Origin of the sequence: Pandoraea oxalativorans (assembly GCF_000972785.3) — a bacterium.
GTDB lineage: Bacteria > Pseudomonadota > Gammaproteobacteria > Burkholderiales > Burkholderiaceae > Pandoraea > Pandoraea oxalativorans.
Genome location: NZ_CP011253.3, coordinates 406,906 through 430,590, shown reverse-complemented (window position 1 = coordinate 430,590; position 23,685 = coordinate 406,906). Strand labels below are relative to the sequence as shown.

The window sequence follows — 23,685 nt, the reverse complement described above, 5'->3', positions numbered from 1 at the left end:
GGCCTGTCATTAATTTCGTGTTTGAGGCATAACATGTCGCCAAGGAGTGACTATGCCTCGCAAACCGAAGACCCCGCCGGTAGAGCTACCGGCAATTCCCGCTGAATTGCTTGAACAATTCGGTAACGGCCCGATGACGGCCGAAGCCATCCACGCCGCGACGCTTGCGCTCAAGAAGGCGCTCATAGAACGCGCGCTGGGGGGCGAGCTCAATCACCATCTCGGCTACGCGCCTGGCGCGGCCAAACCGGCCAGCGTGACCAATCAGCGCAATGGCAAAGGCGCCAAGACGGTTCTGACTGAAGGCGGCCCGATTCGCATCGGGGTGCCCCGCGACCGTGATGGCAGCTTCGAACCACTGTTGATCCCCAAACACGAACGACGCTTTACAGGCTTCGACGACAAGATAGTCGCCATGTACGCCCGGGGTATGACCGTGCGCGAGATTCAGGGCTTTGTTCTGGAGCAGTACGGCACCGAGGTCTCGCCCGAGTTCATCAGCTCAGTCACTGACGAAGTGATGGCTGAAGTCACGGCGTGGCAGGCTCGGCCACTTGAGCCGATGTATCCGGTCGTGTTCTTCGACGCGCTGCGCGTGAAGATCCGCGAGGATGCCGTCGTGCGTAACAAGGCCATTTATCTCGCGCTGGGCATTCTGCCCGACGGCACGCGCGACATCCTGGGCCTGTGGATCGAGAACACCGAGGGGGCCAAGTTCTGGATGAAAGTGTTCAACGATCTGAAAACGCGCGGCGTGGGCGACATCCTGATTGCTGTGACTGACGGCCTCAAAGGCATGCCCGAGGCGTTAGCCGCGGTGTTTCCAGCGACGACGTTGCAAACGTGCATCGTCCACCTGATCCGCAACAGTTTGGATTACGCGAGCTGGAAGGATCGTAAGGGGCTGGCCGCCGCAATCAAGCCGATCTATACGGCACCAAGCGCCGAGGCGGCTCTGGCCGAATTGGACGCATTTTCCCAAGGGCCGTGGGGCCAGAAATTCCCGCCGGTCAGTGCCGCGTGGCGCAATGCCTGGGATCGTGTCATTCCGTTCTTCGCGTTCCCGCCCGCTGTGCGCCGGGTGATCTACACAACGAACGCTATTGAGAACATCAACTCGCAGCTTCGCAAGATCATCAAGACCCGAGGCCATTTCCCAACCGATGATGCGGCAACAAAGCTGATCTGGCTGGCGCTGCGTAACATCACCGCAGATTGGGGCCGCGCCGCTCAAGATTGGAAGACAGCTATGAACCAATTCGCTATCCTTTACGAGGATCGTTTCGTCCGGCCATCCGTGTAAACCTCAACCCCGCCTTGAACACGGAATTTCTGACACCCCCGCCTGCTGCGATTTCGGCAGCGCGTTGAGCACGTTGCCCATCTTGTGGAACCAGCAGCGCTGATGCTTGGTCTGCGGGAACACTTCTTCCATCGCTGCCCAGAATCCCATCGCACCATCTCCGCAAGCCAGCAGCGGCCCTGACTGCAGACCGCGCTTTTTCAGATCGAGCAGCAGTTCGGCCCACGACGCCTTCGATTCCCGATACCCGTCACTGATCGCCACACGCTCTTTCGTTCCGTCCGGTTTGACACCAATGATCACCAACAGGCACTGGCCGTCGGAATCGTCGCTGCGCACGCCGGTGTGAATGCCGTCAGCCCACCAGTACACCCAGCGCGCCAACGACAACTCACGCTGATTCCACTGAGCATGCTCATCGGCCCATTGCGCCTTCAGACGACTCACCACATTTGGCGACAGGCCGCTGACCTGGCCGCCCAGCATGATGCCCATGGCTTCGCTCATGTCGCCCGTCGAGATGCCTCGCAGGTACAGCCACGGTAGTGCGGCCGACACGCGTGCGGATTTGCGAACGTACGGCGGCACGACCGCCGAATTGAAGCGGATGCCCGAACCCGAGCGATCACGCACCTTCGGTACCCGAACCGGCACCGGACCGATGGCCGTGACGACTTCGCGCTCTGGTAGGTAGCCGTTGCGCACCACGGCACGCCGACCGTCGATCGACCTCACGTTGCTGTACTGTTCAAGCATGCTCGCCAGTTCCGCTTCGACTGCCTGCTCGATGATCTGCCGCGCGCCTTGCTGGATCAGTTCATCGAGCGCGCTCTTCGTTTGTGCTTTTCTGCCGTTCGTTTCTTTCATAATCTTCTTCATGGTGGTCGGGGCCGGCTCGCGCCGGCTTTGCTCGGTGTGCCTTCGACAAGCAACATTCTCAGCTAAACCGCCACCGCCTTCTCATATTTCCCAAAGCACCCCGTACACCAGATTCGACAATAGCTCCACGCGCCCACAGCCTCGTATTGCCCACGCGTTACCTAGCACAATCCGACGCCACGATCAGACATCGCGTGCATCGGCGGACCGAAATCGTCTTTTCCCTGACGCCGTTTCGTTCGCTCGACGTGTCCGCCATGTGCCCCTTACAGGCCCGATCCCACGCAGTCGGATCCGGCTCGCCCGCGTTATCGCGCAGGCGTTTGGCATGCGCCTTCCCGCGCGTCATGCCCGATGCATTGAAAAAGAGAACATTGAAAGTCATGAACACCGACCCAGAGCGCATCACCGTCACCATCAGCCTGCATCCGAGTGACCTTAAGCAACTCGACCACGCTTGCCAGCGTGTGGGCATGCGCCGTGAAGATTTCTGCGTACTAGCCACGCATCTGGAAGGCGCGCGCGTGCTCAATGGCGAGGGTCTGGCCGCACTGGCCCGTCCGTTCAATTTCGCCGCAGGCCTGCCCGCCGCGTTGCGCGGCGCTTTCGCGCGCCTGCGCACGCGCTGAGTTACTGAGTCCGGGTCACCGAGTCTGAGCGGCTGAAGGTCAGGCGCCTATGGCGCTTGTTGCACCTGTAGCGCCGGTCGCCGTTTCGCGATCTGCTGCCGTCCCTGCCCCGGACACGCCTGCTTCAAGCACCACCATGCCGTCGCGCCCCTGACGTTTAGCCCGATACACCGCATGATCGGCTTGCTGAAGCCACGCCTGCGGCGTATCGAAAGCGCTCGAAGACGGCACCAGTCCGATGCTCACCGCGCACTCCGTGAACGACACGCGAAGCGCTTCCTCTTGCTGCATTTGCGCTTCTGCCTGCGCTACGCGGGCGCGCAAATCGGCAAGCAACCGATGCATCACATCGCGTCCAGCGACTTCGCCGGTGTTGACCAGCAAGGCACCAAACGCTTCCCCGCCCTATCGCCCCACCGCATCGATCTCTCGCAGACGCCGACGCAGTAATCCGGCAAAGCGTCGTAGCGCCGAGTCGCCTGCTGCGTGGCCGAGCGTGTCGTCGATGCGCTTGAAGTGATCCAGATCCATCAGTACCAGACACTCGAGAACGACGGACTGCGAAATGCACGCACGAGACCTGGGCGTATGGCGGTGATCAGGCGGCGACGATGCGTCGGACACCGCGTCCGAAATCCCTTATCGTTTGTCTGAAATTCGCTATGCGACGGGTACCGTTAGGGCGGACAATTTGCCTCAGTTCGCAAGTCACCCGCCGGTCGCTTTCCGACCGGCACATCGCATACATCATGGCTAATTTCATTCTTCCGCTGACCGCAGTGCTTATCTGGTCGGCCAACGTGATCGTCAACAAGCTCGCCGTCGGTCACATCTTCCCTGCGGAAATCGCCTTCCTTCGCTGGTTCGCCGCCGCGTTGCTGCTCACGCCGTTCGCGTTGCCCGCGTTGTGGCGCGCGCGCAGTCAATTTGTGCCGCATATGACGCAGTACGCCACCCTCGGCGTGCTGGGCATGGCGATCTATCAGGGCCTCGCCTATTCGGCAGCGCATTACACGAGTGCCACCAATATGGGGATCATTCTGGCGCTGCTGCCCCTCACGACGCTCGCGCTCGCGGTCATGCTGCTGGGCGACGCCCTCACGGCCGGCGCGCTGGCCGGTGGCTTGCTGTCGATCGGTGGCGTGCTGCTGGTCGTCGGACACGGCTCGCTGCTGCATCTCGCCGATCAGGGCATCGGTGTGGGCGACGCCATGATGGTCGCTGCCATGCTCGCCTACGCCGTCTACTGCGTGCTGCTGCGCAAATGGCATCTGCCGCTCGCCCCACTGCCGTCGCTGTACGCGCAGATCGTGTTCGCCGTCGTCGCGCTACTGCCGTTCTACCTCATCTCGGAGAAGGCTGGCGTTTCGATGGACAACCTGCCGGAGCTGGCCTTCGCGACGATCCCGGTGTCCATTGCCGCCCCGTTCATCTGGATGATCGGCGTTGCGCGCATCGGCCCGCGTCGAGCGACCGTCGTCATCAATCTGGTACCGATCTTCACGGCGCTGATCGCAGCCTTCGGTCTCGGGGAGCATCTCGCCGGTTATCACCTGCTGGGCGGCGCGTTGATTCTCGCGGGGGTGGCCCTCGGGGAGAACTGGCATCTGCCGATTCGCAAAGCGCGTGAACCGATGCCCGTTGTGGCGGATGAATTGGGAAGCGTCCGATAAATTTTGCGCTATTAGCGTTACCGACTCTTTATAGAGGCCCGCCCGTCACGCATGGGGAGGAGAGCGATATAACGTCGCAGGGCGCGGGGGGATTGATTACGCTGTGTGACTCGTCAACGGAGTTCGCCATGCAAACCAATCCACTCGCCCTGTTCGGAGACCATCTGGCCCGCTTGCGTAAGGCGCGCGGCTGGTCGCAGGAGAAGCTTGCCCTCGAGAGCGGTCTGGCACGCTCGTATGTCAGCGGTATCGAACGGGGCAGACGCAATGTCGCCCTCGTCAACATTTGTGTGTTGGCAGACACGCTGGGCGTGCCGACGTCCGAAATGCTGCGTTTCGCTCCGGCCGCAGGCAGTGCGGAAGACACGGCGCTGGCCTCCGAACGCACCCCCCTGCCGCAGATCAGCCGGTCGCTGTGCAAGCTGGAGAACCGCGATCAGGTCTGGCTTGCGGAGATCATCCGCAGTCTCAGTTCGCGCCTGAGTCATGCGGCGCCGCCAGCCACCACGAGCGCTTATGCGTCATCGTCCCACGGCACAGCGTCCGTCGGCGCGCACTCGGATGCATTCGATGATGACACGCGCGACGACAGTGGGGACCTGGACGCCGAATTTCCCGTCCGTCATCAGCCCTCCTCCGCCTCGCCCACTCGCTACCCGGCACTCTCGGAAGCGTCTTCGGAAGCCAACATGACGCGTGCCGACGCGCAGACGAGCGAGGTCCCTCACCGCATCGACGATCCGGACCGTCGGCAAGACGACGAAATGAACCGATCACCCCGCGCGGCCGCAGCGCCGGGCTCGAATGCCGTGGCGCAAGAGGACCCACTGCGCTGGCCTGCCCGCAGGGAAGAACGCGGGTAATGCGCAAACGAAGGCGCAAACGAGGGATGGTCGAAAGCGTGCGCCATCGTCACGCCATTCGCGCTTAGGACATCGCGCAAAGTCCCCCGCCTACACGGGGGGCGTTGCGCGATGATTCGTCTCGTAAAAGTGACTGGTTAACCTATTAAAAATAGCCGCTCTCGCGCGGACTGCGTCGTCACCGAACCCAGAGAAGGTGGCGACGTGCGCGTCAACGACGACAGGAGCGACAGCGCGTCGACGCCTACCGCAATTCCACGGGGCTGGACACCATATCCGGCTCGGCTCGTCATCATCGAGTGACATCCCAACGCGGAACCTTTCAGAATCCCCGCTCTACTTCTACCGGTCAGACCAGTGTCACACTGCGCGGCGCTGGTTGACGGGAGGGCGGCAACGCGTTTCCCAGCGCGTCGGTGCGGTACGGAGGTACGCGAAATAGCGCCACCGTCACCGTCGGAACGACTGCACTCGTTGTGCCTTCTCCGAAAGTCCGCAAAAAATCTGCGCGTCGCTCCCGGTAGTTCGTGCCTCACAAACGAGGGACACCCGAGGCCCCGTCCCCGATGCCGGATTTTTGTTCCAATCTTCTCGTCCCGAACAAGGAAACTTTTTTATGGACACCAATTTATTTCGATTCGGCAGACATCTCGCCGGTTTGCGCAAGAAGTACAACTGGGCGCAGGACAAGCTTGCGCTGGAGAGCGGTCTCGCACGTTCCTATCTGAGTGGTGTCGAGCGCGGCAAACGCAATATCTCGCTGCGCAACATCTGCATTCTTGCCGACACCCTGGGGCTGCCCCCGCATGAGTTGCTGGCGTTCGACTCGTCGAACGGCATGGCAGCAGACATCGGCGCGGGCGTGTCGGTGCCCTGCGATCCGTATCCGTCGCTCAATCGTGCCATGCAGAAGTTGTCCGATCGCGATCAGGCATGGATGGCCGACCTGGTCCGCACCCTGAGCCTACGGCTGGGCCACGGTTTGTTGCGTGACGAATGAGCGGAAAAGACGCGCCCGGCAGCGAGCGCACATGACAGGCGAGGCACGGGCGGCAGCGCCGGGGTTCGACGCTGCGCTCGCCGGATCAGTCGGTGCCGAGGAAGGCGTCGACCGCGCGATGAAAGGCGATCGGATTGGCGAGGTTCATACCGTGCGATGCGTCCTGAATCACCATGCGACGGGCTTCGGGCATCGCGTACGCCAGCGCGTTGAGCACGTCCGGATACGGCGCGGGACTTTCGGCACCCCCCATTAGCAGCACCGGCGCGTGGAGCGCGCCGAGGGCGTCGATCGGCAGCGGCGTGCGCGGCTCGGCGACCTGCCCGATCAGGGTGCGCGCATTGTCGCGCACCATCTGTTTGAACCACGGCACCATGCGACGCCACGTGTCCGGACCGCTTACCGTGTCGATAAAGAGTGCGAGACCGCCGTCGATATCACCCGCTTCGATGGCTTTCAAGGCCGCTTCACGGAAATTGCCGCGCTCGCTGTCGAGCGGAATCTGCACCGGCCCGCCGCTGATCTCTACACCCGGGTCGGCGAGAATCAGCGAGCGGACGGTGTCGGGCGCGAGCAACGCGGTGCGCAACGCGACATAGCCGCCGCGCGAATGGCCAAGCACATGCACGGGGCCGACACCGAGCGCCTTGATGAAGGCGGCGAGATCCTCGGCGTGTTGCTCACCGGAGAACTCACCGTCGTGGCCATTCCAGGCTTCGGGAAAATAGTGACGCAGGCTGACCGAGATGACGCGCCGACGCTGCCCCAGCGGGGCCATATTGGGCTTGAAGTATCGATAGTCGCAGAGCGATCCGTGAACCAGCACTAGCGGCGCGCCGACAGCGTCGGCAGGGGCGGGGGTTTCGACGTAGGCCATCGGATAGCCGTTGACGTCGATCGTTTGCGGTGCAGGAACCGGCATGGGGATACATCAGGTAAGACGAAGGCGCCAGTATACCGAGCTTGCGGACCCTTTGCTGCGGCGCGCCACGGGCGTGGCGGGCTGCTCCGGGCGGGCCGCCGGGCCGGGAATGCCACGTGCGCGCACGCGTCCCGGCTACGTTCGATGGTCCTGCGTCGGCCCCGGCGCGCTTGGCACAGGACACCGCACCGCCTGGTGTATGCTTGCGACTTTCTTCAATCCTGCGGTTTCCCGGCATGGCGCTCAAAGCCACTATCTATAAGGCCGAGGTACAAATCACCGACCTCGACCGCCACTACTACGCATCCCACAATCTCACGATTGCCCGTCACCCGTCGGAAACCGACGAGCGCATGATGGTGCGCGTGCTCGCGTTCATGTTGTATGCGGGCGAGCGTCTCTCGTTCGGCAAGGGCATTTCGACGGCCGACGAGCCGGACCTGTGGGAGCACGATTTCGGCGGCGATATCGTGCGCTGGATCGATGTCGGCCAGCCGGACGCCCGGCGGCTGGTCAAAGCGGCCGGCCGTGCCGAGCATGTCGACGTGATCGCCTATGGCGGCAAGCCCGCCGCCGTGTGGTGGCAGGCGACCGAGAAGGAAGTGAACCGTCTTTCGAACCTCACCGTACGGATGCTCGACGACGAATCCGCCGAAGCCCTGACGGCGCTGGCCTCGCGCACGATGCGCCTGCAATGCACGATTCAGGATGGCGAAGTCTGGGTCGCAGACGACAATCACAATTTCGCGGTCAAGCTGGAAACCCTGCGCGCGACCGCCCGCGACTGATCCCTTGGCTCAGGCCTCGCCCCAATACATGGGCGAGCCGAAGCTGCGTTACACTTGACGTTAACGTAAATCGAGTGAACGCAGCTGTTGCGACGGCACGCGTCCACCCACGCCTGCCGCGCACCTCATGGACATCCTGATCTTCTCTCCGGACGGCAAAACTGCCGCCTATGAAACCGGCCTCGCCGAGCATCTGCCGCAGGCCAATATCCGTGGCTGGCAGCCGGGCGACACCGCCCCCGCCGACTACATCGTGCTGTGGAAGCCAAACGCCGAAGTCCTGCAACCCCGCGAGCGTCTGAAGGCGATCTTCAACATGGGCGCGGGCGTCGACGGCGTGCTCGGCGCGCACGGCGAGGGCGCTCACCGCTTGCCGCCGGGCGTTCCGCTTGTGCGCCTCGAAGATGCGGGCATGGCCGACCAGATGGCGCAATACGTCAGCGCCGCCGCACTGCGCTACTTCCGCCGCCTCGACGACTTCCAGACTCAGCAAACCGAAGGCCAGTGGAAATTCCAGAAGCCGAACCGGCTCGCCGACTTCCCCGTCGCGGTACTCGGATACGGCTCGCTCGGCGCGCACGTCGCCAAAGCGCTGAAGACGTTCGGGTTTCCGGTGCGCGCCTGGAGCCGCAGCGAGCGTCACGACGACACGGGCATCACCCTCTATCACGGCGAGGCAGGCTTCGACGCCTGCGTGTCGGGCGCACGCATTCTCGTCAACCTGCTGCCGCTCACGCCGCAAACGGTGGATGTGCTGAACGCCGACCTGTTCGCGAAACTCGCGCAGGGCGCGTACCTGATCAACGTGGCACGCGGCGCGCATCTGGTCGACGACGACCTGCTGGCCGCCCTCGACAGCGGCCACATCGCCGGTGCCACGCTCGACGTATTCCGCACCGAACCGTTGCCGGCCGAGCATCCGTTCTGGCGCGCGCCCAAGGTCACCGTCACGCCGCACATCTCGGCGCTGACGCTGCGTGACGAGACCGTCGCGCAGATCGCAGGAAAGATTGCCGCGATGTCACGCGGCGAAGCCATTACCGGCATCGTCGACCTGACGCGCGGCTACTGAGCGAACGAGCGAACAAACCACCGAGCCGCCGCCGGAGCGCGTCGCGGCCGATCCCCACCAGACGAATTAGAGGAGACCGATCCCCATGTCCGCATCTCATCTGCCGCAACGTGTGAAAGTGGTCGAAGTCGGCCCGCGCGACGGCCTGCAAAACGAAAAGCAGCCCGTCGCCACGGACATCAAGATCGCGCTGGTCGACCGTCTCTCGGCTGCGGGCTTCGCCAACATCGAAGCGACGTCGTTCGTCTCGCCGAAGTGGGTGCCGCAGATGGCCGACGGGGCCGAAGTCATGGCTGGCGTCACGCGTCGTCCGGGCACGATCTATTCGGTGCTCACCCCGAACATGCGAGGCTTCGAGGGCGCTGTCGCCGCGAAGGCAGACGAAGTGGTGATCTTCGCCGCCGCGAGCGAAGCCTTCTCGCAACGCAACATCAACTGCTCCATCGAAGAGAGCATTACGCGATTCGAGCCTGTCGCCCGCGCGGCCAAAGACGCCGGTCTGCGTCTGCGCGGCAGCATCTCGTGCGCACTCGGCTGCCCATATCAGGGTGAAGTGCCGGTCGCGAGCGTGGTCGACGTCGTCAAGCGACTCGCGGCGCTCGGTTGCGACGAGATCGACATTGCCGACACCATTGGCGTTGGCACGCCCACGCGCACGCGCGAAGTCATGGACGCCTGTGCGAAGGTGTTCCCCATCGAGCGTCTGTCGGGGCACTTCCACGACACCTACGGTCAGGCGACGGCCAACATCTACGCCGCGTTGCTCTCGGGCATCTCGATCTTCCATTCGTCCGTCGCCGGTCTCGGCGGCTGTCCGTACGCCAAGGGCGCGACCGGCAACGTGGCGACGGAAGACGTGCTGTATCTGCTGCAAGGGTTGGGCATCGAGACGGGCATCGATCTCGAAGCGGTCGTGCACACGGGCGACTTCATTTCGCAAGCCATCGGCCGCCCGAACGCCTCGCGCGTGGGTCGCGCCATGCTCGCGAAGCTGAAAGACGCCGCTGCCTCGACCCATTGACGCCTGACGCCCCCCGGACCCGACCATGAACGACACGCCACAGATCCCCGAATCCGCCGACGAACATCAACTGCCGGAAGGGGCGCGCCACGTCGCGCGGCTGCTCGCTGGCATGGGCCACGACCAGCCGATCGTGCTGCTACCCGCCACCGGCAAGACCTCGGCAGAAGCGGCCGCAGGCCTGGGCTGCGAAGTCGCGCAGATCGCCAAGTCGATCATCTTCCGTCGCGCGGCCGACGACACGCCGGTGCTCGTCATCGCCAGCGGCATCAACCGCGTGGATGAGAAGAAGGTCGCCGCGCAGGTGGGCGAACTCGCCCGCGCCGACGCCCGCTTCGTCAAGGAAAAGACCGGTTATTCGATTGGCGGCGTGAGTCCGATCGGGCATGTCGTCTCGCCCGTCACGCTGATCGATGAAGACCTGCTGAAGCTCGCGAGCCTGTGGGCCGCCGCCGGGCACCCGCACGCCGTGTTCAACCTCACGCCGCAGCAGTTGGTAGCGATGACGGGCGCGCCGGTCGTGGACATCGCGCTGCGAAACTGACGTCGCACTCGCCCCACGCTCATGACCTCGTTCGACACTCCTGTCCCGTCGCCCTGCACCAACATCTGCCGCATGAATCCTGCGACGGGCTGGTGCTCGGGCTGCTGGCGCACCCTCGACGAGATCGCCGCATGGTCGACGATGGCGGACGACGCCAAACGCCTCGTCTGGTCGCTGCTGCCCACGCGCCGTGCGGAGCATGAAGCGCCGCCCGAGGTGCATCGTCGCGTGGTCGCAATCAAACCGAGCGACAGCGACGCGTAGCCCTATTCGCGATGCGCGCCGCCACTCACGCCACTCACGCAATTTCTGCCCAACTATCGTCATTTACTCATGGGAAAAATCGTTGCCGTCGGCGAGACGTTCTCCGCCAGCCATCACTTCTCGCCGGATTCGATCCGCGAATTCTCGACGCTCGCGCACGACTTCAATCCGCTGCATCTGGACGCCGAGTACGCTGCTGCCGATCCGCGTTTCGGGGGGCTGATCTCGTCGGGCACGCAGCAGATGTCTTATCTCGCCGCGCTGCTGGCCACGCACTACTCGAAGACAGCGCAACCGCTCGGCCTGGAGTTCGACATGAAGCTGCGCCGCGCCGTGCATGCGGGCGACGACATCACCGTGCGCTGGACGGTCACCGACAGTTTGTGGAAAGAGAAGCTGGCAGGCGACATCGTGTCGCTCGACGGGGAGGCCGTAAATCAGCACGGCGAGACGGTGATCGCGGCGACAGCCAAGATTCTCGTGTGCGCCAGGCCCGCCTGAGCGCCGTCGCATCCCTCGCAACCGTCACGCACGATCCGCTCACGCAAGACCGACATCGTCCCCGTCGCCTAACGAGATACGCTCAATGACCTCGCTTGCCCTGCCCGCCGGGTTGCGCGTGTTCGAGCGCGGCTGGCTCTCATCGAACAATGTGCTGTTCCTCGGCCATGAGCCCGCGCTCGTCGATAGCGGCTACGTCAGCCATTCGGAACAAACGCTGGCGCTCGTGGCGCACGCGCTGCCCGACGGCCAGCCGCTCGCCCGCCTCATCAACACGCACCTGCATTCCGACCACTGCGGCGGCAACGCGGCCTTGCAGGCCCGCTACGGCTGCCGCACGTGGGTGCCCGCCGCCGAGGCCGACCCGGTGCGTCATTGGGACGAGCGCCGCCTGTCGTTCGACGCGACCGGCCAGCAATGCGCTCGCTTTACGTTCGACGACACGCTCTCGCCCGGCGACACCATCCCGCTCGGCGAGCACGAATGGCTAGTGCTCGGCGCGCCGGGCCACGATCCACACGCGCTGATGCTCTACAACGCCGCCGACGGCATTCTCATCTCCGGCGACGCACTCTGGGAACGGGGCTTCGGCGTGATCTTCCCGGAACTCGACGGCGAGCCGGGGTTCACAGAGCAGGCCGCCGTACTCGACCTCATCGAGCAGTTCGATGTCTCGCTGGTGATTCCCGGACACGGCAAGCCGTTCGACGATATCGACGGTGCGCTGGCCGCCGCGCGCGGACGACTCGACTATCTGCAAAGCGATCCCGCCCGCAACGCGCGCAACGCGCTGAAGGTGCTCATCGTGTTCAAGCTGATGGCGCAAGGACAGATGACGGGCGCAACGCTCAAGGCGACGCTCGACACGGCGCGCGCCTGGCGCAACGCGGCGGCGATGCTCGCGCCGCCTTCCGGGTGGCCCGCGTTGCTCGACACGCTCGTCGCGGAACTGGCCAAGGCCGGTGCGCTGCGCCACGACGCCGAGACGGACACGTTGCACGCGGCGTGAGCCGACGCGAGTCTGCGCGTCATGGCGTCGTACGTCTCGTTCCTACGGCAAAAAAATAACGCCGCTCGCCAGTGACGGCAAGCGGCGTTTGAGGACGTGACGTGCCGGACGAACGCTGCGGTCGCTAACGCGGCGCTCGTCCTGCGACACCGGCTACCGGTGTCCCCTGGCACGCGTCTTTATCGTAGTCAGCACAGGGCGTCGACCCAAGAGGACTTTCCCTGATACGGCGTCGATGCGCGTATCGGAACCGAAGCTTTCTTCGAGTGGCCGCTCACCGGGCGACGTCCGAACCCCCTATAATCGAACGATCGTTCGCGAAATTGCCGTGACGGCATTTCCACATCCCGACTGACTATTACGTCCCGGCGCGCGCGCACCGAACGTCCTGCCTCAGGAGACTTCATGGCCCTTCCCAAGATTCTGCAAAACCTGGCGTTGCCTGTCGTGGCGTCGCCGATGTTCATCGTGAGCTACCCGGAACTGGTGCTCGCACAATGCAAGGCCGGTATCGTCGGCTCGTTCCCGGCGCTCAACGCGCGCGAGCCGCAGATTCTCGAAGACTGGTTGTCGCGCATTACCGAAGAGCTGGCGTCGTACAAGGCCGCGAACCCGGATGCCGTCGTCGGCCCGCTCGCGGTCAACCAGATCGTGCATCAGTCGAATCAACGGCTTGAGCACGACGTGCGGGTGTGCGTCGAGCATCGTGTGCCGATCTTCATCACGAGCCTGCGTGCGCCGCCCAGGGAAGTGCTCGACGCCGTTCACAGCTACGGCGGCATCGTGCTGCACGACGTCATCAACCTGCGTCACGCCAACAAGGCGCTCGAAGCTGGTGTTGACGGCCTGATTCTCGTGGCCGCCGGTGCAGGCGGTCATGCGGGCATGCTCTCGCCGTTCGCACTTGTGGGTGAAGTGCGCAAAATCTTCGACGGCCCCATCGTGCTCTCCGGCTCGATTGCCAACGGCGGTTCGATTCTCGCCGCACAGGCGATGGGCGCTGATCTCGCCTACATCGGCACGCGCTTCATCGCGTCCACCGAGGCGAACGCGAGCGACACCTACAAGCAGGCCATCGTCGACGCCAGCGCCAACGACATCGTCTACACGAACCTCTTCACGGGCGTATCGGGCAACTACATCCGCCAGAGCATTCTGAATGCGGGTCTCGATCCCGAGAACCTGCCCACCGCCGACAAGACCGCGATGAACTTCTCCAAGGCGAAAGCGTGGAAGGACATCTGGGGCGCCGGTCAGGGCGTGGGGTTGATGGACGACGTGCGTCCGGCGGCGGAGATCATTGCGCGTCTGAAGCAGGAGTACGACGACGCGCGCAAGCGTCTGGCGGGTTGAAGTGTTACGGCGCGAGGACGCTTCCGTCTCGCGCCGGATGACAACATCGGCATCCCCTCGCAAATTCGCAGAACCGACAACGCGACCCAACGAAACGCAAGCATCCGCGCGCCTGCCAGTGGCAATCTCCTCCACCCGGGCTGGCGCATGAGACTGTCGTCTTCGACACATGCACGGCCCGCCTTATCTGGTTTACGGAGGCCTTCCCATGCCGCATGTGCCACACCATCGCGCGATCGGTTCCGCGCCCTGCTACAGACTCGCCCCTACCGCAAACCGTCGCCAGAGCAGCCGCTTCGGCGCACATGAGTTTCCGCGTCACTTTCGCGGGACGCGCGCTTCGCCGCGCGCTCACGCCACCCCTGCGAAGGGTCCATGCCGAAACGCGCCGGGCAGCGCATTGCCGCCTGCCCACTGGCAGACGGTGCTCGCGCTGACAGTCGTCGCCAATCTCGTGCCGCACGCACTCGCCGGACCGAGGCTTCCCCTTTCCAAAGACAAGCATCGCCCAGTCGACGCCCGCACCCGGGACACCGAACGCCACGCCGCCGGCACGTTGGACGACGTGCAACGCTTTCCCGCACCACACGCCGCCATCAGGTCCGACTACTCATTGCCCCAGGTGATGCGCGCCTTCGGCGCTTCGAGCGCGCCGTTCCAGAATCTTGGACGGGTGATCAACGAGATGCACCTCCTCGTCGCGGGTGAAGAACTCGACCGGCAAACGCTGGAAACCGTGAAGGACGTCGGCAGCTTCATCGACATGGTGACGGCGTTGATTCCATCGGTACAAAGCGCGCGTCTCGGCGGTCATGTGGCGGAGGTTGCCGCCGATGCGTCGCAGGGCAAGCCGACAAATGCCGAGCGAATCGGCTCATTGATCCGGATGGGCGATCCACGCACACTGAGCGCGCCATTGCCGGTGCGCCCGGATGAGCCGTCGGCGGATCTCGTGGCTTCGGAGGTGTTGGCCGCTAAGCAAACGGCGTCGGTGCACGAGGTCCGCGAAGTCGATCACGACAACGACAACGGCAACAACGACAGTGACGTCGAAGCCAAGCCCGAAGGTGACGTCATTGCGCAGGCACCCCCTGACGCAAGCGCCACGGCGGTCATCGACGATCGGGACGGGAAGTCGATGCCCGTCGTGGATGCAGATGCCACTCACGCAGGCGACGCGGCTGAGATCGCGCGAGACGACCACCCGGCGCGCCCCACCGAACAGCGCATCGACGGCGAGCAAGCGCATCTGCGGGGTTACGCACAAGCGCTCCCGCCCGAGGCACGCCCCGATGCGTCACATCCACAAATGTTCGTCGTCGACGCTCGCCGCTATCTCGGCGGAGAGGCCGGGTTCTATCGCCTGAGCGCGTCATCGCAAGCCAATCACTGGTTGATCGATGCCCCGCGCGGCGCCCGCGCTCAGGTGCCTGTGACGTACGACCCGCAGACCGGGAGATGGCAGGCGCAAACACCGTTGCGGCTATGCGGGGGCGGGTGCGGTCCGAGCCGGGATTCGACGCCCGACAGCGTTGCGATGAGCCAGAACCAGATCGCGGACGCGATTCGTCACATCCCGGATCGCGACGTTCGGGACGCCATCCAGCTCGCCTACCGCGATCTCAGCCGCCTGCACCTGATGCGGACCAATCGCGAAGATCTGCGTGCGTTTCGCGATAACTCCATCGTCGGCCACCGGCAGATTCTGGTCCCGCAGCTCATGCGCCTCGATCCCTACGCGACGCTTTTCGAGCAACAGCGCGAAGCGGCCGAAATCACCGCGATTCACTACGACGCTTATGTCGACACCGGCGTGTACGACCTCAGCCCAGAGGCGTTCTGTCAGGAGAACGCCGAGATTCTGTTTCACTACCTGCTCGCGCGCGGGGTGCCGAGCCACCACATCCGCATCATGACGGTGCAACCCAAAAGTCAGCCCCCGCACGTCATGGTGCTCTACACCGAGTCGGATCATTTCATCGATCTGCTCGATCTGTCGACGCCGCAACCACCCGTCGAAGGCTATGTCGACGGCATCAGCGCAGAACGCTTCACCGCCGCATTGTTTCTCACGCGAGACGTCACTGTCCTGCTCGACCCGTGGAGTCGGATCAAAGCGTCGTCGTTCGTCGATGCGCAGAGCATCGAGGAACTGATGAGTGAGCTGGATACCGCACTGTTCGATACGGGGCACCGTCCCGGCAACCCCTTCAGAGTCTCGCTCACCCGCCCTTACCCCGCCCCCCGCGACCGCGCACTCGCAGGGCGACCGAGTCCAAGTGGCTCCCGTGGCTCACGGGGTTCGCAGGGGTCTGGCGGATCTCATGGCTCTCAAGGATCGAAAGGCTCCGGCAGTTCCGCAAGTGCTGCAAGCCTGACCCCGAGGACCGCGTAACGCGAAGGAATCGGCAGGATGAAACGCTTCGCGGGTCTCCGCCATTTATATCGCCATCCGAAATAACGAGTATCCAAAAACGACAGACACTCTGACCGATGCGCAAGCCCGGCGCATCGGTGCGATGGCAGTCTTGGTCTCCCGGGCCACTGGAACGTCATGGCGCTGCACGTGCGCCGTGGCCGGTGGCCCGTCACTTCGTGAGAGGACGCCATGTCCCACGCATCACATTGCCGTGCCATCGGCGCCGTCCCCTTCTACGGACTGCGCGCTTCGGAGCCATCGTCGCGAACGCGGGGTGCGCCCCGCAATCCGCTCGCAAAGGCGTTTCGCCACGCCCATGCGGCTTGCGCGCTCCATTGCGCACGCGCCGAGCGTGCACCGACGTCGCGCAGAACCGCACATCGCGCGGCCACGCCCCCCTGCAGTGCGTGGCCCGCGGCGTTCGCCATCCTCTTCGTCGCCAATCTGACGCCACCCGCAAGAAGCGCCGTCCCGTGGGGCGCGTCAATGCACAAATCCCCCCCAGCGGACCCTCGCATCGACGGCGGCTCGCCCCAGATTTCCACCGGAGGGAATTCGGGTGATTTACCCATGCCAGGCCAAGCGCCCGACGTCGTGGCCGTACGTCCCGTAAAGATGCCCGCTATCAAGTCGAACTACACGCTGCCGGAATTCCTGCACGCCGTCGCGGCGTCGAGCGAGCCCTTCCGACATACGGGTGATTCGTTGCTTCAGATGTATACGCTCGTCACCGGCGAGGAAGTCCGCATCGACACGCGCAAGACGGTCGGCCAATGGACCGAGGCGCTCGACTTCGCCACTGGATTGGTGCCTGACGTCGGGATATCGAGAATCCCGGGCGATGCCGCAGGCATTGCCGCGGATCGCATGGAAGGCCGATCGGTGGCACCAGAGCGGTTGATCCACATGATTCAGGCGTCTGACTCGCACAATTTTGCAAGCCGGGGCGCTATCCGAAAGCCGCCGGACGTCAACGCAATGCTCCACGAAAAGTGGCAACAGGTATCCCGACGCAAAGGGCATGCCAGGGCATCGCGCCCTTCGGCGGCCGCACAACCCGACGCCATCGCGTGGCGCCGACACGAAGCACGGATCGACGCAGAGAGCGAACGCCATGCGGTCGCGCTGGAGGAGGACATGGCGTTCGCTAAAGCATCCATTGTCCGTGGCCCCTCTCACGACACGCCGTACTTGGCGCACGATTGGCATATCGAAGGCGAGGCGCAACATCTGGATGGCTATGTGCAGTCGCTTGCCCCCGACAAGACACCGGCCGATCCACAGCGTCGGATCGTCATGATCGACGGTCGCCTCTATCTGCGTGGCGCGGCGGGCTACTACCGTGCGACCCGTGGCCAGAGCCTCGACCATTGGCTCGTCTCGGCACCGCCGGGCAGCGGTCGTGCTGCGCTGGTGCCATTACACTTCGATGCCGCCACCGGACGCTGGCGAGCGGAAGCGCCGCTGCGGCTTTGCGGCGGCGGTTGCGGGCCAAGCCGCGAAGCGACCCCCGACAGCATTACGCTCGATCGGGACAGGGTCAGAGACGCCGTCGCCCATCTGCATAACGAAAACGTGCGTGATGCAATCATCTACGCGTTCGACGATCTCGCCGGTCTGCATCTGACGCGCAGCAATCGTCCGGACCTTCGGGCGATGCGCGACAACTCGATCGTTGATCACCGACTGGCTCTGCGCTCATCGATGAAGCGGATTAAGCCAAGCCTCCCATTGCTCAAGCAGCAAGAACAGGCGGCGCAGATCACCGCGCTGCACTACATATGGAACCCCTACGCCGAGGCGTTCTGTCAGGAAAACGCGGAGATCCTTTTCCACTTCCTGCTGGCGAACCAGGTACCCCTCGAGAACCTTCGCATGATCACGATCAAGCCCAAGAACCGGCCGCCGCATGTGATGGTGTTGTACACGGAATCGGAGCGCCTGATCCGTCTGCTTGAGGAGGCAACACCGCATCCGCCACTCAACGTGGGGCCCGAAGGCCTCATCGATATGCTCTTCGCGCGCGAAGCTTACGAAGCCCGCGACTCCACGGTGCTTCTCGATCCGTGGAGCCGGTCTCGCGCCACATCGTTCGCCCACGCCACGCACTCGCTCGCGATGGTCGATGCGCTCGACGACGCACTCATCGAGATCGGCCATCGGCCGGGCAACATTTACTGGGTCTCCATCAATCGGCCGCTGGGGCAGCGCCGGGGCAGCGCGAGCAGTCTTGGGAGTGCAGGCAGCAGCGGCTCGTTCGGCGGGTCCGGGAGTTCGGCCAGCGGCTCAAACGTCTCGGTTCGTATGCCCGGAACCGGGGGGGCCGGGGGGAGCGCAGTGTAGCGCCGGTCGTCGATATCGAGAACGTCATTAACGCAGCATTGCCTTCGGAGATCTCGCCGTGTCCTTGACAACCCACCGGCGCGCGGTCCGCACGACGCCGTGCTACGGCCCATCGCAAACCATGATGCGCAAACGCGATGACGGCACCTTTCCCTGTGCCTTTCGCCGCGCTCGAATCGCGCGGGCATCCGACGACGCCGTCGAAACGCATGCTTCATCGCGCCAATCCGGCAGCACATCATGGCCCGCCGCGTTTGCGATCCTTCTGGTGACGAACTTCGTCACGTCCGCGTCGGCATACGCTTCGGCGTCGGCATCGGCATCGCTGCCGCGGGAATTTCGTAACCCCTCCGAGCGTGCTCTGGCACCGGACGGTCGTGACGATTTCCACGGCGCGCCTCGGCCCGACGAGGTCGTCGCCCAGCCTGTGCCGCAGGTTCAGGTCAAGTCGCAGTACTCGCCGGTCGATGTCCTCCGAGCCGTTGCGGCCGCACGAACGCCGTTCGCAAGTACCGGTGAATCGATGACCGACGCTTATTCGCTCGTCACCGGCCGCGAGGTCCCGCGCGAGACGCGCGAAATCGTCAAGACGTGGGGGACGGCCATCGACATCACCTCCGGCCTTATTCCCGAAGTGCAGATGCTGCGGCTACCGGCGGAGGTCTCCGATATCGCCGTGGACAGCATCGACGGCAAACCGCCGTCCATTGACCGGATCATCGGACTGGCGCAGTTCGCGTCCCCACGAGGTAGCGGCTCGCCTGCCGCCCCTGAACTCGCCCCCCCGAGGCGGGCCGCTAAGTTGCGCGGGCGTCGTCCGCCGAAAACCCACCTGTGGCAAATCCCGAAGGACGAGCGCATCGGGGCCATAACATTGCCGGACAACCTGGCCGCAGAACGGCCTGTGAGCCGCTTCGCTATCCGGGGTGAATTCGACCATCTCGACGGCTACGAGCAAACATTCACGCAGGCCGAGTTGCCCACGGAGAAAGCGACACGTCTCGTCTTCGTCGGTGGTCATCGTTATCTGCGCGGCGAAGCCGGTTACTACCGCATCTCGCAGGGCCTCAGTGGCGATCACTGGCTCATCGATGCGCCTCGTCAAACGCGGGCGCAGGTGCCTGTGACTTATGATCCGGTCACAGATCGGTGGCGTGCGCATGAGCCGTTGCGCGTATGCGGCGGCGGGTGCGGACCTAGCCGACCGATCAGTCCCGACAGCATCGCCACAAGCTTCGATAGCATCTTCACTGCGACCATGCATGTCACCGACGAAGGCGCACAGGAAGCGATTCATAACGCCTTCGCGGATCTGAGCCGCCTGCATCTGCTGCGCTCGAATCGCCCCGATTTGCGCGCGATACGCGACAACTCGATCATCGATCACCGCGCTGCCCTGCGCGTCGCGATGCGCGACATCGACCAGCGCTTACCGCTCGTCAAGCAGCAGTGTCTGACTGCCGAAGCCACGGCGCGGTACTACTACTCACACCCCTTCGCCGAAGCGTTCTGTCAGGAGAACGCGGAGATTCTCTTTCATTTCCTGCTTCAGGACGGGGTCAGCAGCGACCAGCTACGCATGATCACTGTCCAGCCGAAGAATCGCTCGCCGCACGTGATGGTGCTCTTCACGGAGTCGCACCGCTTCATCGACATGCTCGACGCGTCGACGCCACGCCTTCGCGAGAGCCTGCTTCCGGACGGTCTCTCTTCGGGACAGTTTGCGTGGGCCGCCTACATGACGCGCGACACGACCCTGCTGCTCGACCCGTGGAGCCGCAACAAGGCCGTCTCGTTCGTGTGGGCCGACGAACCGCAGGATGTCGTCGACATACTGGATGTGGCCTTCGCCGATATCGGCCATCGCACCGGTAGTCCCTACACGGTGTCGGTCACGCGTCCGCTCGCGTCACGCCGAAGCCCGCCCGGCAGTCAGTCCAGTCTGGGCAGTGCCGGCAGCGCCGGAACTTCGCGAAGTTCGCTGTCGTCCTCGAGCCCTCGCCTGAGCGCCTCGGTTCGGCCTGCGGCGGGACGGCGTCGTGCGTCCGTGCCGGGAGATCTCGAGCCGTCCGGGCGTGAATCGCCCGAACCTGCACCACAAGCCGACTGACACATCGCTCGCATGATCGTCTTCATCCGGAGAAGTTGCTATGCCTTATGCCTCGTATCGTCGCGCCACCTCCGTCGCGCCCGCGTTTGCGCCCACTTATCCGCTCTCGCACGCCGTGCAGCATCGCAAGGCATCAGCGCATATCCACGGCGGTGTGAACGTGCAAACCAAACGGCACTTCAGTACTGCGTTCGCTCAGGCACGGCTCGCAACGCCATCCCATGCTTCGCACACGTCGCAAACCCATTCGCCGCTGATGCAAGGCCGCTCGCGACGCAAAGCCGCAGGCCCATCCACGCCGACCGTCTGGCCTGCCGCTTTCGCACTCATGCTCGTTGCCAACCTGATCGCGCCCGTCGCATCCGTAGACCCGGTCGCCGCCTTCGTGCCGAAAGGCGTGCGTCGTTGCCACCGCAATGATGAAACGCACGGCGATGCGTCCGGCTGCGCGCCGCCGGTGCTGCCCGATCAGGCGCGGCCGATGCCGGGCGACATGGGCGACGTGGGCGACGTGGGCGACGCCGTTCGCGCTGAACCGGTCGATCCAACAATGACACTCAAAGATCGGTATTCGCCGCAGGATGTGCTGAGATCGATGGGTACCGGACGTGCCCCTTTCCGGCACCTCGGAGACTCCATCGCCGACATGTACGTCCTGCTGACAGGCAACACCGTCGGTCAGCACATGCGCGAAGAGATTCAGCAGCGCGTCGATCTCGTGGACATGGTCACTGGCCTAATTCCCAAAGTGGCGATGTCGCGTGTTCCCTCGGAGGTGGCAGAAGCCGTGGCCGACGGTATCGACGGCAAGTCCATCACGGCGGATCGCATCATTTCCATTGTGCAGAGCACCGATCCTCGGGTACTGGCGCACCCGCGCGTCAACACCGCGCGTGAGAAGGCAGCGCAGGCGACATTGGACAAGCCCGGGGCGGTGGCCCCCGCCGTCCACATCGAATCGTCCGAGAAGTCTTTGAAGGACATCGAGAAGAAAGTGGCGGCGACCGATATGGAGCGCATCGTCGACGAGGCGGGTAGAAGCGCCCCCGCGCCGGACGCCTCGCCTGGCAGGGTGTCTGACGAGATGCCCGCCGTGTCCAACCCGGAACTCGATCTCCGGGGCGCGCATGAGGCGTTGCGAATATGCGGTGGCGATTGCGCAAACCGCCGTGTTACGACGCCCGACAGCATCGCCACGAGCCGCCACGAAGTCGACTCGGTGCTCGGTCATCTGCGAAACAACGGCGCCCGGAGCGCTATTCTCCTGGCCTACAACGACGTGTCACGCATGGAGCTACTGCGTTCCAACCCGCCGAATCTCCGGCACTATCGCGACTACTCGATTATTCCGAATCGGGAGGCGGTCCGCATCGCCCTCGAACACGTTCCGCCCGACACGCCCCTCTACGAACAGCAACGACTCGCCGCGGTCATCACAGCGAGTCATTCCCGTATGAATCCGGGCACGAACGCATTGGGTCAGGAGAATGCCGAGATTCTTTTTCACTTCCTGATCGAAAACGGCGTTCATGGCGATTGCATCCGCATGATTACCGTCCATCCGAAAGGGCGCTCGCCTCATTCGCTCGTTCTTTATACGGAATCCGAAGCACTGATCGATGCCCTTAAACTCGCAACACCCGTCCAATTCGAAGGCCCTGGCGTCGATGGCATCTCCGGCAACACTTTTGCGGGACTCATCATGAATGCGCACGACACGACGCTTCTGCTCGATCCCTGGAGTCGGGTGAAAGCGGTCGGCTTTGCGTTATCGAAAGATCCGCAGGAAACGCGGCGCGTGCTCGACGCGGCGTTTGCCGACTTCGGACATCGGCCGGGCGAGGCCTACCGCGTCTCGCTCACGCGTCCGCTCGGGTCGCGCCGCACCGGGACAAGCCGACAGGGAAGTCTGGCGAGCCGGGGGATCGCCGCGACGGTGTGGAGAAAGTCAACTACGGGCGGATCGCCGGTGACATCGAATGCGTCCAGCAGACTGGCGTCTCCCGACGCGCCGAAGTTGCCGCTTGCGAACGGGGACGAAAGCGCGGACGGCGCTTGAGCGCCGCCCGTCGGTCACAACATCAAGCACGCATGGCACGCGCCGGATTCAAGTCACTGGTGACTCAGTAAGTGTAGACGCCGCGCCCCGTCTTGCGTCCCAGATAGCCGGCCGCGACCATCTCCTTGAGCAGCGGGCACGGACGGTACTTCGAGTCCGCGAACTCCTCGAAGTAGACGTTCATCACCGACAGGCAGACGTCCAGACCGATCATGTCGGCCAATGCGAGCGGGCCGATCGGATGATTGCAACCCAGCTTCATGCCTTCGTCGATTTCTTCCGGCGACGCGAGATTCTCCGCGAGCACGAAGAACGCTTCGTTGATCATCGGCACCAGAATCCGGTTGACGACGAAGCCCGGCGCGTTCTTCACCGTAATCGGGGACTTGCCCAGTTGTCGCGCCAGCGCGTCGACGCGCGAATGCGTCTCGTCGCTCGTTTGCAGTCCGCGAATGAGCTCCACGAGGGCCATGAGGGCCATGAGCGGTACCGGGTTGAAGAAGTGCATGCCGATGAACCGGTCGGGATGTGCGACGACGGCCGCCAGCTTCGTGATCGAGATCGACGACGTATTCGACGCGAGGATCGCCCCCTCCTTCACCGCCCCTTCGAGCTGCTTGAGAATCTTCACCTTCAGATCGAAGTTCTCGGTCGCCGCTTCGATCACGATGTCGGCGGTGCCCAGCGCAGCGTAGTCGGTGGACGTCGTGATGCGCGCAAGCGCTGCGTCCTTGTCGGCCGTGGTGAGCTTGTCTTTCTTGATGAGGCGGTCGAGGCTACCGGCAATCGTGGCCACGCCCTTTTGCACCGCCGCGTCGCTGATGTCGACCATCGTCACCGGCAGTCCGGCCACCGCACAGGCCTGTGCGATGCCGTTACCCATCGTGCCAGCGCCAATGATGCCTACGTATTGAATCGTCATGTCGTCTCTGC

Annotated in this window: 19 protein-coding genes and 2 pseudogenes; 17 read left to right on the top strand and 4 right to left on the bottom strand. The window is 64.0% G+C overall.

Annotated elements, in window-relative coordinates; genetic code table 11:
• The first annotated feature begins 52 nt into the window (after nucleotides 1–52).
• Nucleotides 53–1,303, top strand: a complete 1,251-nt coding sequence (locus MB84_RS01950; RefSeq protein WP_046290551.1) for an IS256 family transposase — start codon at nucleotides 53–55, stop codon at nucleotides 1,301–1,303.
• A 39-nt stretch (nucleotides 1,304–1,342) separates the two neighbouring features.
• Here the strand turns inward: MB84_RS01950 and MB84_RS01945 are convergent.
• A pseudogene (locus MB84_RS01945) lies at nucleotides 1,343–2,182 on the bottom strand (IS256 family transposase); the annotation flags it as partial.
• Between the two features lie 383 nt (nucleotides 2,183–2,565).
• Between MB84_RS01945 and MB84_RS01940 the strand changes: the two are divergent.
• Nucleotides 2,566–2,811: a hypothetical protein gene (locus MB84_RS01940; protein WP_046290550.1), complete on the top strand. Its 246-nt coding sequence runs from the start codon at nucleotides 2,566–2,568 to the stop codon at nucleotides 2,809–2,811.
• 39 nt (nucleotides 2,812–2,850) lie between these two features.
• On the opposite strand, the pseudogene MB84_RS01935 reads toward MB84_RS01940, so the two are convergent.
• Nucleotides 2,851–3,342 (bottom strand): annotated as a pseudogene (locus MB84_RS01935) (GGDEF domain-containing protein).
• A 218-nt stretch (nucleotides 3,343–3,560) separates the two neighbouring features.
• Here MB84_RS01935 and MB84_RS01930 point away from each other — a divergent pair.
• The 3 genes from MB84_RS01930 to MB84_RS01920 all read left to right on the top strand — a co-directional run bounded on the left by MB84_RS01930 (nucleotide 3,561) and on the right by MB84_RS01920 (nucleotide 6,347).
• Nucleotides 3,561–4,484, top strand: a complete 924-nt coding sequence (locus MB84_RS01930; RefSeq protein WP_046290549.1) for a DMT family transporter — start codon at nucleotides 3,561–3,563, stop codon at nucleotides 4,482–4,484.
• Between the two features lie 128 nt (nucleotides 4,485–4,612).
• Nucleotides 4,613–5,347, top strand: coding sequence for a helix-turn-helix domain-containing protein (locus MB84_RS31565; protein WP_084009562.1), 735 nt, complete (start codon nucleotides 4,613–4,615; stop codon nucleotides 5,345–5,347).
• A 616-nt stretch (nucleotides 5,348–5,963) separates the two neighbouring features.
• Entirely contained in the window at nucleotides 5,964–6,347 is a 384-nt protein-coding gene (locus tag MB84_RS01920) for a helix-turn-helix domain-containing protein (protein ID WP_046290548.1), read from the top strand.
• 85 nt (nucleotides 6,348–6,432) lie between these two features.
• On the opposite strand, the gene MB84_RS01915 is transcribed toward MB84_RS01920, so the two are convergent.
• Complete coding sequence (locus tag MB84_RS01915; protein ID WP_046290547.1) at nucleotides 6,433–7,269, bottom strand: alpha/beta fold hydrolase; 837 nt, start codon at nucleotides 7,267–7,269, stop codon at nucleotides 6,433–6,435.
• A 236-nt stretch (nucleotides 7,270–7,505) separates the two neighbouring features.
• Here MB84_RS01915 and MB84_RS01910 point away from each other — a divergent pair, with 236 nt between their 5' ends.
• From MB84_RS01910 to MB84_RS01850, 12 genes are all read left to right on the top strand, one after another.
• Nucleotides 7,506–8,057, top strand: coding sequence for a YaeQ family protein (locus MB84_RS01910; RefSeq protein ID WP_046290546.1), 552 nt, complete (start codon nucleotides 7,506–7,508; stop codon nucleotides 8,055–8,057).
• A gap of 127 nt (nucleotides 8,058–8,184) precedes the next feature.
• Complete coding sequence (locus tag MB84_RS01905; protein ID WP_046290545.1) at nucleotides 8,185–9,129, top strand: 2-hydroxyacid dehydrogenase; 945 nt, start codon at nucleotides 8,185–8,187, stop codon at nucleotides 9,127–9,129.
• Nucleotides 9,130–9,214: 85 nt separating this feature from the next.
• Nucleotides 9,215–10,150, top strand: a complete 936-nt coding sequence (locus tag MB84_RS01900; protein WP_046290544.1) for a hydroxymethylglutaryl-CoA lyase — start codon at nucleotides 9,215–9,217, stop codon at nucleotides 10,148–10,150.
• Between the two features lie 25 nt (nucleotides 10,151–10,175).
• A complete protein-coding gene (locus tag MB84_RS01895) occupies nucleotides 10,176–10,694 on the top strand; it encodes a YbaK/EbsC family protein (protein ID WP_046290543.1) in 519 nt (172 codons plus the stop codon).
• 72 nt (nucleotides 10,695–10,766) lie between these two features.
• Complete coding sequence (locus tag MB84_RS01890; protein ID WP_425415882.1) at nucleotides 10,767–10,958, top strand: DUF1289 domain-containing protein; 192 nt, start codon at nucleotides 10,767–10,769, stop codon at nucleotides 10,956–10,958.
• Nucleotides 10,959–11,027: 69 nt separating this feature from the next.
• On the top strand, nucleotides 11,028–11,459 hold the full coding sequence (locus MB84_RS01885; RefSeq protein ID WP_046290541.1) for a MaoC family dehydratase: 432 nt from the start codon (nucleotides 11,028–11,030) through the stop codon (nucleotides 11,457–11,459).
• A gap of 85 nt (nucleotides 11,460–11,544) precedes the next feature.
• Nucleotides 11,545–12,468 (top strand): MBL fold metallo-hydrolase, encoded by a 924-nt coding sequence (locus MB84_RS01880; RefSeq protein ID WP_046290540.1) that lies wholly within the window; start codon nucleotides 11,545–11,547, stop codon nucleotides 12,466–12,468.
• Nucleotides 12,469–12,873: 405 nt separating this feature from the next.
• Nucleotides 12,874–13,821, top strand: a complete 948-nt coding sequence (locus tag MB84_RS01875; RefSeq protein WP_046290539.1) for an NAD(P)H-dependent flavin oxidoreductase — start codon at nucleotides 12,874–12,876, stop codon at nucleotides 13,819–13,821.
• A gap of 400 nt (nucleotides 13,822–14,221) precedes the next feature.
• On the top strand, nucleotides 14,222–16,216 hold the full coding sequence (locus tag MB84_RS01870; RefSeq protein WP_046290538.1) for a hypothetical protein: 1,995 nt from the start codon (nucleotides 14,222–14,224) through the stop codon (nucleotides 16,214–16,216).
• 594 nt (nucleotides 16,217–16,810) lie between these two features.
• Nucleotides 16,811–18,583 carry a hypothetical protein gene (locus MB84_RS01860; RefSeq protein ID WP_046290536.1) on the top strand — a complete coding sequence of 591 codons (1,773 nt, stop codon included), beginning with the start codon at nucleotides 16,811–16,813 and terminating at the stop codon, nucleotides 18,581–18,583.
• Nucleotides 18,584–18,851: 268 nt separating this feature from the next.
• Nucleotides 18,852–20,693 carry a hypothetical protein gene (locus MB84_RS01855; RefSeq protein ID WP_157122612.1) on the top strand — a complete coding sequence of 614 codons (1,842 nt, stop codon included), beginning with the start codon at nucleotides 18,852–18,854 and terminating at the stop codon, nucleotides 20,691–20,693.
• Between the two features lie 40 nt (nucleotides 20,694–20,733).
• Nucleotides 20,734–22,752 (top strand): hypothetical protein, encoded by a 2,019-nt coding sequence (locus tag MB84_RS01850; protein ID WP_046290534.1) that lies wholly within the window; start codon nucleotides 20,734–20,736, stop codon nucleotides 22,750–22,752.
• 64 nt (nucleotides 22,753–22,816) lie between these two features.
• On the opposite strand, the gene MB84_RS01845 is transcribed toward MB84_RS01850, so the two are convergent.
• On the bottom strand, nucleotides 22,817–23,674 hold the full coding sequence (locus tag MB84_RS01845) for a 3-hydroxybutyryl-CoA dehydrogenase (protein WP_046290533.1): 858 nt from the start codon (nucleotides 23,672–23,674) through the stop codon (nucleotides 22,817–22,819).
• Nucleotides 23,675–23,685 lie beyond the last annotated feature (11 nt).